General features: G+C 44.6%; 13 protein-coding genes. 7 read left to right on the top strand and 6 right to left on the bottom strand.

The features are described from left to right. Window positions 1-16 precede the first annotated feature (16 nt). The 4 genes from L1D21_RS04820 to L1D21_RS04805 all read left to right on the top strand — a co-directional run bounded on the left by L1D21_RS04820 (window position 17) and on the right by L1D21_RS04805 (window position 4363). Complete coding sequence (locus tag L1D21_RS04820; protein ID WP_239844081.1) at window positions 17-3268, top strand: efflux RND transporter permease subunit; 3252 nt, start codon at window positions 17-19, stop codon at window positions 3266-3268. A 23-nt stretch (window positions 3269-3291) separates the two neighbouring features. Next, on the top strand, window positions 3292-3513 hold the full coding sequence (locus L1D21_RS04815; protein WP_239844080.1) for a DUF2892 domain-containing protein: 222 nt from the start codon (window positions 3292-3294) through the stop codon (window positions 3511-3513). Window positions 3514-3542: 29 nt separating this feature from the next. Further along, on the top strand, window positions 3543-3923 hold the full coding sequence (locus L1D21_RS04810) for a rhodanese-like domain-containing protein (protein WP_239844079.1): 381 nt from the start codon (window positions 3543-3545) through the stop codon (window positions 3921-3923). A gap of 116 nt (window positions 3924-4039) precedes the next feature. Continuing rightward, window positions 4040-4363 (top strand): VF530 family protein, encoded by a 324-nt coding sequence (locus L1D21_RS04805; protein WP_239844078.1) that lies wholly within the window; start codon window positions 4040-4042, stop codon window positions 4361-4363. A gap of 123 nt (window positions 4364-4486) precedes the next feature. Here L1D21_RS04805 and ribA read toward each other — a convergent pair whose 3' ends face one another. From ribA to rssA, 5 genes are all read right to left on the bottom strand, one after another. Then, a complete protein-coding gene (ribA, locus tag L1D21_RS04800; protein WP_239844077.1) occupies window positions 4487-5110 on the bottom strand; it encodes a GTP cyclohydrolase II in 624 nt (207 codons plus the stop codon). Between the two features lie 238 nt (window positions 5111-5348). Next, window positions 5349-5705 (bottom strand): YibL family ribosome-associated protein, encoded by a 357-nt coding sequence (locus tag L1D21_RS04795; RefSeq protein ID WP_239844076.1) that lies wholly within the window; start codon window positions 5703-5705, stop codon window positions 5349-5351. Between the two features lie 85 nt (window positions 5706-5790). Further along, the gene (gene nrdG / locus L1D21_RS04790; protein ID WP_239844075.1) at window positions 5791-6258 is read right to left on the bottom strand and encodes an anaerobic ribonucleoside-triphosphate reductase-activating protein; all 468 of its coding nucleotides are present in this window, start codon (window positions 6256-6258) and stop codon (window positions 5791-5793) included. Window positions 6259-6317: 59 nt separating this feature from the next. After that, window positions 6318-8435, bottom strand: coding sequence for an anaerobic ribonucleoside-triphosphate reductase (gene nrdD, locus L1D21_RS04785; RefSeq protein ID WP_239844074.1), 2118 nt, complete (start codon window positions 8433-8435; stop codon window positions 6318-6320). A 366-nt stretch (window positions 8436-8801) separates the two neighbouring features. Further along, on the bottom strand, window positions 8802-9749 hold the full coding sequence (rssA, locus tag L1D21_RS04780; RefSeq protein WP_239844073.1) for a patatin-like phospholipase RssA: 948 nt from the start codon (window positions 9747-9749) through the stop codon (window positions 8802-8804). Window positions 9750-10225: 476 nt separating this feature from the next. Here rssA and L1D21_RS04775 point away from each other — a divergent pair, with 476 nt between their 5' ends. The 3 genes from L1D21_RS04775 to L1D21_RS04765 all read left to right on the top strand — a co-directional run bounded on the left by L1D21_RS04775 (window position 10226) and on the right by L1D21_RS04765 (window position 12725). Next, window positions 10226-11569, top strand: coding sequence for a DEAD/DEAH box helicase (locus L1D21_RS04775; RefSeq protein WP_239844072.1), 1344 nt, complete (start codon window positions 10226-10228; stop codon window positions 11567-11569). Between the two features lie 178 nt (window positions 11570-11747). After that, window positions 11748-12188, top strand: coding sequence for a DUF3010 family protein (locus tag L1D21_RS04770; RefSeq protein ID WP_239844071.1), 441 nt, complete (start codon window positions 11748-11750; stop codon window positions 12186-12188). Between the two features lie 42 nt (window positions 12189-12230). Next, entirely contained in the window at window positions 12231-12725 is a 495-nt protein-coding gene (locus L1D21_RS04765) for a M48 family metallopeptidase (protein ID WP_239844070.1), read from the top strand. A gap of 29 nt (window positions 12726-12754) precedes the next feature. Here L1D21_RS04765 and L1D21_RS04760 read toward each other — a convergent pair whose 3' ends face one another. Further along, window positions 12755-14011, bottom strand: coding sequence for a peptidoglycan DD-metalloendopeptidase family protein (locus L1D21_RS04760; protein WP_239844069.1), 1257 nt, complete (start codon window positions 14009-14011; stop codon window positions 12755-12757). Between the last annotated feature and the right edge of the window lie 12 nt (window positions 14012-14023).

Raw genomic sequence — 14023 nt, 5'->3', positions numbered from 1 at the left:
AGGAACCATAAATAAGATGACTTCTAAGCAGATCAATCAAGGCGACACCCCAAATCCAGCCCACACTAAATTGGGATTTTCTGGCCGTTTGGCAGCTCTATTCCAACTCAGTGCCATTACACCATTGCTAGCCTTACTCGGGCTATTATTGGGTTTATTCGCCGTAATAGTCACTCCAAAAGAGGAAGAACCACAGATAGATGTGACCTTTGCCGACGTCTATATCCCCTTTGTTGGTGCCAGCCCCAGTGAAGTTGAGCGTGTCGTCACTCATCCCATGGAGCAGGTGTTGTCACAAATTAAAGGCGTAGATACCTTATACTCATTCTCGCAACCCGACGGCGCTATGCTTATCGTGATTTTCGAGGTGGGAATTCCGCGCAATGATGCCATTGTGACCCTGTATAATCAGGTGTATTCCAATATGGATAAGGTGGCGACTCAGGCCGGTGTAGGTCAACCACAGATCAAGCCTCGTGGTATCGATGATGTGCCTATTGTTAGCCTGACACTTTGGTCTAAATCTAACAATATCTCCACTGAGCAACTCACCGACGTGGCTAAAGGATTAGAAACCGAACTTAAACGTATTCCAGGTACAGGTGAGATCTATACCATAGGCCGTCACGATATTAGCCTGAATGTGCGTATCGACCCCACTAAGCTTAACTTTTACGGCTTAACCTATGACGACATCAGCCAAAGCTTGGCCAGTAACAACCATGTGTCACAGCCTGTTTCACTGACTCAAGACAATCAAGAAATTAAAGTTCAAACTGGGCAATTTTTAAGTTCCCAACAAGAAGTTGAGCAACTGGTTGTTGCCGTATATCAAGATGAATCAGGGAACAGTTCACCTGTCTATTTAAGCGATATCGCTAATATCACTCTTAACAGTGACATTCCGACACAGAACGTCTGGCACAGTGACAAACAAGCCAGCTATCCAGCGGTCACCATTGCTATCGGTAAGCAAGCAGGTGAAAACGCCGTCGATATCGCCGACGCCATTTTAACTCGCATCGACAAAGTCGAAAATATACTGATCCCCAAAGATATCCAGCTCACCACGTCTCGTAACTATGGTAAAACAGCCGGTGATAAAGCCAACACCTTGATGTTGAAGCTAGTGTTTGCCACCACTGCGGTGGTGACTTTAGTCTTCTTAGCCATGGGGCTGCGCGAAGCCATCGTCGTGGGTATCGCCATTATTATTACTTTAGCATTAACTCTGTTCGCCTCCTGGGCTTGGGGATTTACACTCAACCGTATCTCTTTGTTTGCACTGATTTTCTCAATTGGGATCTTGGTCGATGATGCCATCGTCGTGGTCGAGAATATTCACCGACACATGGCTTTGGGTAAACGCTCATTTACCGAGCTTATTCCCATTGCAGTAAACGAAGTTGGCGGCCCGACAATATTAGCGACACTGACGGTGATCGCAGCATTGATGCCAATGGCATTCGTATCTGGCCTGATGGGCCCATATATGAGTCCGATCCCTATCAACGCCAGTATGGGGATGTTAATCTCGTTGGCCATTGCCTTTATCGTTACCCCTTGGCTAGCGGCTAAGCTGCTAACAAATGAGGGTCACAAACCACATAAAGACGAGACAGATACCAGCTCGAATCCGATGATGAATCTGTTTACTTGGCTTATTTCACCCTTTGTAGTTGGCGACCATGCAGCTAAAGCACGTTTAGGACTCACTGCCGCTATCGCCCTATTAATAGCGATAGCTATCGCCTTGCCGATAAAGCAATTGGTGGTGCTAAAAATGCTGCCATTCGATAATAAGTCAGAATTTCAAATTATGGTCGATATGCCTGAAGGGACGCCTGTGGAGCAAACCCAGCGTGTATTAAAGGCTTTGGGACAGAAACTAGATCATCTTGAGGAAGTTGAACATTACCAGCTTTACGCAGGTAACAGTGCACCGATGAACTTTAATGGTTTGGTGCGTCACTACTTCCTAAGACAAAGCCAAGAAATAGGCGATATCCAAGTTAACTTAGTCGATAAATCCGAGCGTCATCGCGATAGCCACAGTATCGCTGTTGAAGTCAGAGAGTCGTTACAACCAGTGGCTATGCAATACAACGCTAATGTCAAAGTGGTCGAAGTCCCCCCTGGACCGCCGGTTTGGTCGCCAATTTTAGCTGAAGTGTATGCGCCAAATGACGCACTACGAGAAACTGCGGCGCAGCAGTTGCAACAGCTGTTTAAACAGACCCAAGATGTGGTCGACATTGACATTTACCTCCCTGCCGCACAGCAGAAATGGCAGGTGAATATCGATCGCTCCAAAGCCAGTATTTTAGGTGTGCCTTACAATAATATCGTCCAATTAGTTGCCACTTCCGTGGGCGGTAAAGAGGTTAGCTACCTACACAAGCCTAATAGAAATACTCCTATTCCTATTAAGCTACAGTTGGATGAAGGCGCTAAAGTCGATTTAGAACAGGTGCTCAATCTACGCCTAAAAAGTCAAAATGGCGGCTCAGTGCCCGTTTCAGAGTTGGTTCATATTAATAAAACCCATATCGATGCGGCGATCATCCACAAAAATATGATCCCGATGATCATGGTAGTAGCCGATATGGCAGGCCCCTTAGATAGTCCCTTATACGGGATGTTTGAAATGGCCTCAGCTATAGATGATCCTGAAGGGCTGGGGTTTGAGCAGCATTTCGTCAACCAACCAGCAGGGCTAGATAACATTGCCGTGTTATGGGATGGCGAGTGGAAAATCACCTATGAGACATTCCGTGATATGGGTATCGCTTATGGGGTGGGCATGATTGCGATTTACCTGTTAGTAGTGGCGCAATTTAGATCCTATATCGTGCCACTGATCATCATGGCACCGATCCCACTCACTATCATAGGTGTTATGCCAGGACACGCATTATTAGGCGCACAGTTCACCGCCACCTCTATGATAGGTATGATTGCTCTTGCGGGGATTATTGTTCGTAACTCCATATTATTAGTGGATTTTATTAATCAAGAAACCGCATCAGGAGTCCCGTTAGAGCGAGCCGTTATTCATTCAGGTGCCGTGCGGGCGAAACCCATCATGTTAACCGGGTTAGCAGCAATGATTGGCGCACTGTTCATTTTGTCGGACCCTATATTTAACGGCTTAGCCATTAGCTTAATTTTTGGCATCTTGGTATCCACCCTATTAACCCTAATTGTGATACCTGTGCTGTTTTACGCAGTGATGCGTAATAAACCCGTCAATAAAGCAACAAACTAACACGCAAAATTAAGGAGCTTATCATGTCTATCGAACGTTCAATCTTCGCCTTTGCCGGTTTTATGGTACTGCTATCATTAGTACTTACTGCATTAGTGAATCACAACTTTATCTGGCTTACCGTCTTTGTTGGCGCTAATCTATTTCAAAGTGCATTTACGGGGTTTTGCCCGGCAGCCATGATCATGAAAAAATTTGGCATGAAGAGTGAAGCCGAAATCGCCCTCGGAAAACCCAATGCTTAATCTCAACCTGTAATTATATTGGAGCGCCCATGCCACTAATTTTAAATCGAGTTAAATCGTTTATCGCATTGTTGTTTATTGCTGCTTTAGGTTTCTCTTCTGCCAGCTTTGCTAAAGATGAAGCGGGCGAAATCGCCTGGAAGATGATCGACCAAGGGGCGCTAGTGGTCGATGTACGTACACCTGAAGAGTTTAGCCAGGGTCATCTCGCTAATGCGATAAACATTCCTTATGAGCAAATTGCCGAGGAGTTTACCAAACGTAAAATAGCCAAAGATACACAGGTCGTGCTTTATTGTCGCAGCGGTCGTCGTAGCAGCATTGCGCAATCTAGCCTGGTCGAACTTGGCTTTAGCCACACCCATAATGGTGGTGGTTACCAACAACTGACTGAACAAAAACCTGAGTAATATTGTAAACAGTTAACGATTCAATGCCTGCCCGCAAACACTGGCAGGCATTTTGTTTTTCGGCGTCGAATATAGCTGATACAATTAGGCTAATTCACACAGACAATACGATATCGATGACACAAGCTAACAACCCATTACATGGAATTAAACTCGCAGACTTGCTCAATGACTTAGTCGATCACTACGGCTGGGAGGAGTTAGGTGCCCGTATCGATATTCGCTGCTTCAACCACGACCCCAGTATTAAATCGAGCCTCAAATTTCTACGCAAAACCCCCTGGGCCAGAGAAAAAGTCGAATATCTTTATTTAAAGATGAATAACTTACCTCTACCAGCACCTAAGCCTTATGCAGAAACAGGCATTAAAGATAAAGCAGTTGAAGACAAGCCAAGCGGCATCAATGCCGATATATGGGGTAAAAATCAGCCTAATTAAGAGGCGATATAAACAAAAAGCCAATCCCTAAAGATTGGCTTTTTGGCTATTAAGCAGCTTTAAAAGCTAGCTAATGTTTAATTTATGCTCAAAGCTAGCTAATGTATTAATTTCTGCTCAAAGCTAAATTTCGCTATCACCCTGTTTAGCAAAGTGATGCTCAGACATCATGTGACCAAGCTCAGTCGACTTTGTTTTAAGATAAGCTTCATTGTAACGATTCTTACCCACCTGCAGCGGAACACGTTCAATTACTTGAATACCAAGTTCTTTCATTGCTTTTACCTTGCGTGGATTATTGGTCATCAGCTTCACTTGCTGCACACCAATTTTCTCCATCATAGGCTTAATCATGTCGTACTTACGCATATCGGCTTCAAAGCCTAATTGCTCGTTAGCCTCAACCGTATTGGCACCTTGATCTTGCAGCTCATAGGCGCGGATCTTATTCAATAAACCAATACCACGACCTTCTTGACGTAAATAAAGAATAAAGCCCTGTCCCGCTTCAGCAATGTTTTGCATTGCCGTCTGCAACTGAAAACCACAGTCACAACGTAAACTAAACAGTGCATCACCCGTTAAACATTCCGAATGGATACGCCCCAGCATAGGCGCATTGGCATCCAGCTCGCCGAACGTTAACGCAACATGTTCTTTGCCTGTGTCAGTATCTTCAAATCCATGCATGGCAAACACGCCCCATGGCGTGGGTAGTTTTGAAGTGGCGACATACTTAATCGACATGAAATAACCTTTACTGCTTGCTGTGTCAGAGACGTAGCGATAATGAAATGATAAGGGAAACCAGCTACCTTATTCTCAGACCGAGCATTCTATGTGTTTTTGCCTATCAGTGAAATAGCCAACAACGGGAGTTGGTTGCTGCTTCACCTTCATTGTGTATTGGAAAGTGCATCAAAGATACGCTGTCAGTCGAATGAGTGATATGACCTTGCTCACTCATTCGACATAAACTGGCATCTTAAAATGCTTTGGGAGCGTAACCAGTGACTTTAGTCAAGCCCATTTCACGACCTAAAGCTGTCATTGGGTGAACAACCACCAGCCCGCGAACCGATTTCTTTAATTTACCCATATCGGCCTGTTCAGCCTTAGTCAGCTCTCGACTAAAAGGTAAAGATTTCACATCGGTACCTTTTTTGTTTAATTGTCGAGTTTGCTGATTTTTTACATGAGCAATCTGCTTAGTTACGGCATTGATCTCTTGCTTAAATTGTAAAATTACCGCGTGATCACCGCGCTTTTCTGCAGCGGCGAGTTTACGACGATATTTATCCAGACGATCATTAAGCTGCTGTAACTCTTGCTTTAAATTCATTGTTTTGCCTTAAAAAATAACTTTATTGCCAAGGTTTGCAGATTAAATCTGTCCAGATTGGCGAATTCAATCCGGCATTATATCACTATTGATGCAGCTGATGGATCACTTGATTACGACTTCCACGAAACTGCAAGCTGGGATCGGCTTGCGATTGTTCAAACTTACCATCTACCAGCACATCGATATATTCGAGAACTTGGCTTTGCGCATCGGTTAACTCCGCTTTTTGATAGCCAGTCCATAACCAAATATCTTTATCGGGACACTCGGCTTTTACCCGCTTAACCAAGGCTAAAATCGCGTCGACATTCTGAGGAAATAACGGATCACCACCGGTTAACGATAAGCCCCTACGTTTAATTCGAGTGTCATTTAAATCTTTGATGATCTGCTGCACCATCTGGTCATCAAATTCATGGCCTGAATCTGGACTCCAAGTAGATTGGTTATAACATCCACGGCATTGATGTTCACAGCCCGAGACAAACAGAGTCGCACGCGAACCAGGGCCATTCACCACATCCAGAGGAAAGTATTGCTGATAATTCATCTTTTACCTTTTTGACACAAAAGGCGCCTATACAGGCGCCTTGGCTTTCTCACTACCGACTATAGATGTTTTACTCGGCGTTTCACTTCTTCCTGCTTACCATAGTTAAATGGCCTGGCATCAGGGCTACCCAGATAGCCGCAGACTCGACGGGTAACCGACACTCGGCTTGGTTCATGGTTGCCACATTTAGGACAAGTAAAGCCCTTGCTGGTACAACTAAATTCGCCAGTATAACCACAGTCATAACATTCATCGATTGGGGTGTTGGTACCATAGTAAGGCACGCGGCTATAGCTGTAATCCCATACGTTTTCTAGCGCTTCGATATTGTGCTGCATATTCGGATACTCACCGTAGCAGATAAAACCACCACTGGTCAGAGTCGGATATGGCATTTCGAAATCGAGCTTATCGTAAGGATTCACTTTCTTCTCGACATCAAGATGGAAACTGTTGGTGTAATAACCACGGTCGGTTACGCCATCAATCACGCCGAACGCCTTAGTATCAAGTTTACAGAAACGACTACAAAGGTTCTCACTTGGCGTACTGTACAGACTAAAGCCATAACCAGACTCTTCACGCCAGCGAATCGTTGCTGCTTTTAGATACTCGATAATCGCAATGGCTTTAGCACGAAGCTGCTCACTATCGAACAGGTGAGTATTTGTACCATAAAGTGCATTCACCGTTTCATGTAAGCCAATATAGCCTAACGAAATTGATGCACGGCCATTTTTAAAAATCTCACTGATATCATCGTCAGCGCGAAGACGAACACCACAAGCGCCTTCCATATAAAGGATAGGTGCGACTCGGGCTTTTACCCCTTGCAGACGTTCAATACGCGTATCGAGTGCGCGGCGAGCCACCACTAGACGTTTATCTAAAATGGCAAAGAATTCGGCTTCATCGCCCTTAGCTTCAAGCGCCATACGAGGCAAATTAAGACTCACTACACCTAAATTGTTACGGCCTTCATGGATCAACTCGCCCTCTTCCTCATAAGTACCAAGGAAACTGCGACATCCCATCGGGGTCTTAAATGAGCCAGTGACTCTTTCGACTTGCTCATAATTTAAGATATCGGGGTACATACGCATGCTGGCGCATTTCAGTGCCATCTGCTTGATATCGTAGTTACAATCACCGCCTTTATGGTTAATGCCATCGCGGATCGCAAATACCAGTTTTGGGAATACCGCCGTTTTACGGTTCTTGCCCAGTCCCGCCATACGCACTTTTAACATCGACTCTTGAATTAAACGCGATTCCCAAGAAGTCCCCAGACCAAAACCGAAGGTCACAAATGGGGTTTGTCCATTAGCGGTATGCAGAGTATTAACTTCATACTCAAGCGATTGGAATGCGTCGTGACACTCTTTTTCCGTCTGCTGAGTCGCAAAGGCTTTGGCGTCAGTGATACTCCATTTGAGAGCAATTTGATAATGCTTTTCGTAACTTTTGGCCACAAACGGTGCGAGCACTTCATCGATACGATTAATCGTGGTACCACCATAAATATGGCTGGCCACTTGCGCGATAATTTGCGCGGTCACAGCTGTCGCAGTAGAAATCGACTTAGGGGTTTCAATCTCGGCGTTACCCATCTTAAAGCCCTGAACCAACATGCCGGACAGATCGATCAGCATACAGTTAAACATAGGGAAAAATGGTGCGTAATCAAGATCGTGATAATGGATCTCGCCAGATTCATGAGCCGACACCACATCCTTTGGCAAAATATGACGAGTAGCATAATGCTTAGCCACAATACCAGCTAACAGATCGCGCTGAGTCGGGATCACCTTAGAGTCTTTATTAGCATTTTCATTTAATAAAGAAGCATTACTCTGCTCAACCAAACCACGAATATCGCGATTGAGTCGACTACTGACTTCGCGATGGACATCTCTATCATGACGATATTCGATATACACACGAGCAAGGGACTTATAAGGCCCTTCCATCAATTGGTTTTCAACTGCATCTTGTAGATCATGAATATCCACTTCTTCCAGATGCGCTAAAGCTTGGGTAACTTGACTGGCGACTTGGGCTGCGTAGGTAACATCATCAATACCTGCTGAGTTAGCAGCGGCGACCACTGCATCTCTAATCCTTGTTTCGTCAAAAGGCGTGCGGTAACCATCCCGCTTAATAACTACTGGCATTGTTCAATACCTCCCTAAGTAACGTTTAAATAAACACCATATATAGTGATAATTAAATACCAAAACACAATATATAGCGCATTAAGCTACAAACTGATTAAGAGTACATTGATCCAGATCATGATTTTACTGATGGAATTTTGTGACAAAAGATTAGTGCAATCTGTGCCACCAAACGTAAAAACTTGCCTTGACCGACAGTCAAAACAGCGCTAGATGAGGTAAAAAATTGGGACAAACTGTGGACAAGTGTAGCCAAGTTACGTAATTCGCTGAGTTCAACCAAATTATCGATAACTAAGCTAACGAGATGAGTTGAAAATTTACTTTTCTGCCCTTGGCTAACAAGCAGCCAAGGGCAAACCACTAGATTTTATGTTCGGCAAAAACCGCTTCAATTATGTGAGCGACTTGTTTCACAGCCTGCTCACCCGCAGCGATGGCTTCGTCAGCATGATGAAACTCCATGGTGCCAATATCTGCCACATTAGGCGTAATCAATAACTCTGGAGGATCGCCCATCAGACGAATCCGCTTATGGCGCTGCTCAAGGATATCCATTGATTGTGACATCACAGCTAACATGCCCGGTTGCGTTTTATTGCCCAAAGAAAACTTATCGGTTAATCCAGAGACATATTCTCGGCCTCTGGCGAGCAGATCCATAAAGCCAACATCATGATTTTGCTCTTTTACCTCAGTAGCCTCTTCGCTGACTACCTCTTGAGTCGATGATATCGAAACTGGGATCTGTTCTAAACGGGTTTTACGATGACCATACAAATCGACCGCAATCACTAAATCGACGCCCATCGCCCGGCTAACAGAAACAGGAACTGGATTCACAACCGCACCATCGACCAACCAACGTTCACCTATCTTAACCGGAGGTAAAATCCCCGGCATAGAACAAGAAGCTCGCACCGCATGCCGCAAATTTCCCTGCTTAAACCAGATCTCCTGACCACTATAGAGATCGGTAGCAACGGCGGCGAAAGGTAAATTCATCTGTTCGATATTAAGATCGCCAATATGCTGCTGCATCACATCAAACACTCTATCGCCACCAATCAAGCCACCTTTGCGCCAGCTCAAATCCATCAAGCCTAGTACATCCCAACTAGAAAAACTGCTGACCCACTGCTGCAATTCCGGCAGTTTATCCTGAGCATAGGCTGCACCGACAATGGCACCAATAGAGCAACCAGCCACCTTATCTGGCTTAATGCCCATCTTTGCCAGTTCATTTAACACGCCTATATGCGCCCATCCTTTTGCCGCGCCACTACCTAGGGCGATGCCAATTGTTGCCATGGATTTGCTCTCCAATAAATCCTTAAACCACTATGAGTTCATCTTATGCCAAAGTTAACCTCTCAGCAGCAAACTAATGATATTTTTTGCTGAGCTGTTAATTGCCTTATTAACCTGAACTCGGGATAACGAGTGTCGGAAAATCTAAATTTAACAAGCAAATTCAATGCCATAAAGGATTAGTTCGAAAAGGAAAGTCTATTTCCTGACTGAATGCGCAGATTTTTGAGCATATCAAGGCGCTCTGTCGTACACCATAGCGAGCTATGGTTAGGCAGAGCAACGCAGAAAGGCACGCAAAGATGCCTATTCAGCGGCTCTGCTTATCTAGAGCTCAGGTTTATTAGTCACATTCTTTACCCATACCATCTCAGCAGAAAATCACGGGGCTAGACCTGAGTTCTACGCCAAAGCCAATGGCTGAAATGCCTAAGTCGTTGTATAATGCCGCCCTAGGATAATATTGGAGCACACCTTTGCAATTTTCAGATTTTTCACTCGATAAACGTCTACTGACTAGCCTTGAACATATGGGTATCGAAACGCCAACCGAGATCCAAGCGCAATCGATACCTGTGGGTTTGTCGGGAAGAGATCTGATGGCATCCTCTAAAACTGGCTCAGGGAAAACCTTGGCATTTTTGCTGCCTGCGATGCAAAGAGTGATCGCCACTAAGGCGCTGAGTAAACGTGATCCTCGAGTATTAATTTTATTACCTACTCGCGAGCTAGCGACCCAAGTCTATAGCCAACTCAGATTATTGGTGGCTAACACCCAATATAAAGCGATGAAAATTTTGGGTGGTGAAAACTTTAACGACCAGGCTAAAGCACTAGCAAAAGATCCTCACTTTGTAGTGGCAACCCCTGGTCGTCTGGCCGATCACCTTAAACAAAATCACCTTTATCTCAACGGTCTAGAATTGCTTATCTTGGATGAAGCCGACCGTATGCTGGATCTTGGTTTTGCCGAGCAGCTAAAAGCCATCAATAGCGCAGCCGATCATAAACGCCGTCAAACGTTAATGTTTTCAGCCACGCTAGATCACGGTGAAATCAACGATATTGCCGCCGAGTTATTAAAAGATCCTGAGCATGTCGCCATTGGTGCCTCTCATGTTGAAAACCAGGACATTAGCCAAAAAGTTTACCTGTGTGATCATCTTGACCATAAAGAACAGCTATTACTGGCACTGCTAAAACAAGATCAACAAAAACAAGTTATTATCTTCACCGCCACCCGCAGTGACACCGACAGGTTAGCCACTAAATTGGCCGAACAGGGTTACAGCACGGCATCATTAAGCGGTGAACTAAAACAGGCAGCACGAAACCAGATCATGGATCAATTTAGCCGTGGACAGCAGCAAATATTAGTGACAACTGACGTGGCCTCTCGTGGCCTAGATCTGCTAAATGTCTCGTTAGTGATCAACTTCGATATGCCAAAACTGGCTGAAGAATATATTCACCGCATTGGCCGAACTGGTCGTGCAGGCGCAAAAGGGGATGCTATTTCCCTTGTTGGCCCTAAAGATTGGGACAACTTCAAGCAGGTACAGCTATTTTTGCGTAAAAACTTCGAGCTGAGCGAGATAGAAGGATTAAAACCTAAATTCAGCGGTTTAAAACCTAAGGTAAAAACACCCAAACAGAGTAAAGCAAAAAACACTAAGGCTGAAACTAACAAGGCGAAAGCAAAATCCTCAGCTAAGCCTAAGGCCAACCGAGATAAGCGATTTATTACAGGAGTCGATGTGGGTGATGCGCCTATGCTGCGAAAACCCAAATCTAAATTGCAAGATACGCCGGAAGAGTAAGCCTACGACTCTGACGAGTCATCGCTTAAGTCTATCAGGCGCCCGCTTATAACATAAGCGGGCGCCTTGCTTTTTGCGTTATTGAAGCTTTCTCGATGAATTTATTGCGCTAACTACTGCTCAATTGTCCATTTAAGGTTACAATAAACGCCATCTGTTTTTTTATATTAGGTTTATCATGAGAGTTTGTGGCGTTGAGTTAAAAGGTGGCGAAGCCATCATCAGTTTATTAAGTTATGAAGGCGATACTTTTAACATGCCTGAATGCCGTTCTCGTGCGTTGACCATCTCGAATTCAGCCAAAACAGAGTCGATTAAAGAATTTCACTTTGCCTTTTGCAAGCTGATGCAGGATTACAAAGTCGATGAAGTCGCAGTGATTGAGCGAGAGCAAAAAGGTAAATTAGCCGGCAGTGCCACCAGTTTTAAAATGGAAACCGCGATTCAACTTTGTGGTTTGCCAGTACAGCTTATTTCACCGCAAACCATTAAAGAGCAACTGAAACGTAATCCACCTATGGTCGATTTCGAAGGCTTAGATCTTAAACGTTTTCAAAAAAGCGCTTTCGAAGTTGCTTATACCCTACAAAACAAGCACATTTTTGCTAAAGCAGACTAGCGGTCGTTTAACGCTGGGGAGCCTTCCCCAGCGAAATTAAGTATGAATACACTTCCCTACCTTCAAGGTTACAGCAGCGAAATTCTCGCTCAGGTACAGACACTGATCAGTGAAAATCGCCTCAGAGCGGTAATGGAAAAACGTTATCCTGATATTCACGATATCCGCAGCGATAAAGCCCTGTATGACTACACCATAGCACTGAAAAACCGTTACCTTAAAAAGTCTTCGCCCCTAAACAAAGTCTTGTACGACGATAAGATCACTCTAAAGAAGCAGGCGCTGGGCTTACACAGCTATATTGCTAAAAATCATGGTGGTAAAACCAAGTCAAAAAATGAAATCCGTATTTCGTCGAAACTCAGACAAGTGCCAGAACCCTTATTGCGTATGGTCGTGGTCCATGAACTGGCACATTTGAAAGAGAAAGATCATAACAAGGCTTTTTATCAACTTTGCTGCCATATGCAGGGCGATTACCACCAATTAGAATTCGATTTACGGCTCTGGCTTACCATGCTTGAGCTTGAAGACTAATTAAATTGATTTAATAACATGTTTTAACTTTATACCTGTCCCATCATCATCTTGCGCACTTTCACCAATTGGCTAAATTCCTGCATCTGCTGCTTTGACAGGGTGCTTGCCATAGGAATATTGGCTTTCATCGGATCCACGGGACGACCGTTAACATGGAATTCATAGTGTAAGTGTGGCCCAGTAATGCGACCAGTTTTGCCAGAAAGCGCAATAACCTGTCCACGTGAAACACGCTGACCTTTATGCACCAAGGCTTTAGACAAATGCAGATAACGAGTACGGTATTTGCTGCCGTGATCGATCACCACGTACTTACCGGCATACCTATGATCGGTCACCATAGTCACTATACCATCACCTGGAGCGACTATTTTAGTGCCAATAGGCGTGGCAAAGTCAGTGCCATTATGTGGCGCAGTACGTCCGGTGACAGGATGATGACGATGACGATTAAAACTGGAACTGATACGATAATTTCGCTGTAGAGGAATACGCTGGAATGCTCTGGCTAAGCTACGGCCCTGCTCATCATAAAAGTTACCATCGCTGTTTTGATAGGCATTAATGCTGCTGCTACCTCGTTGGATCATCACCCCTAAAATGTCGCTATTGCCCGTCATCTCACCATCAATATATTGCTCGCTGATCAATACAGAGAATTGGTCTCCTGCACGTAAATCACGGGAAAAATTGAGCTTTTCTTTAAGTAGTGATTCAATGCGTTGGATTTCTCCAGCATTCAATCCAATATGTTGAGCCGATAGATAGAAAGAGCCTTGAATCTCACCCGTTAACGCCCGATTTTGCCAGATACCTTCAACATTAATCTCATCAACTTTAAAGCCCCCTTCTTCATAGCGGCTGAACACCACTTGGCGAGCAGCGCTAAAGTAGAGCTCAAGTTTTTGCAACTCGCCGCTGTCATCCAGCCAAAAGCGGATCTGGTTACCCGGCATCAGGGTATCAAGCGCCAGAATGTTGAGGTCGGCCTCGAGCACGCGATACATGGTTTGTTGATCAACATTGGCCTCAACAAACAGCGCACTCAAAGTGTCGCCTTTAACTATGGTTCGTTGAAAATCAGCAAGGTTAGCGTCTATTTGCAGACTATCATCAGCTGTAAAGCTAGTTACAAATGATTCTACATCCAGTGCAACGGGGATCCGCTGAGGTGAGTTCACTCTATCAGTTGGCATTAACAGTGAGATACCGACAAGCATACCCACACCAAGCAAGAGCTTTTTGTGTAGCGGAGGTAACATCAATATACGAGATGGAGACATATTGGAAAAAAA

Origin of the sequence: Shewanella sp. Isolate11 (assembly GCF_022398315.1) — a bacterium.
In the GTDB taxonomy this organism is placed as follows: domain Bacteria; phylum Pseudomonadota; class Gammaproteobacteria; order Enterobacterales; family Shewanellaceae; genus Shewanella.
Note: the sequence above shows the minus strand (reverse complement) of the source record. Positions and strands in the feature narration are given on the sequence as shown.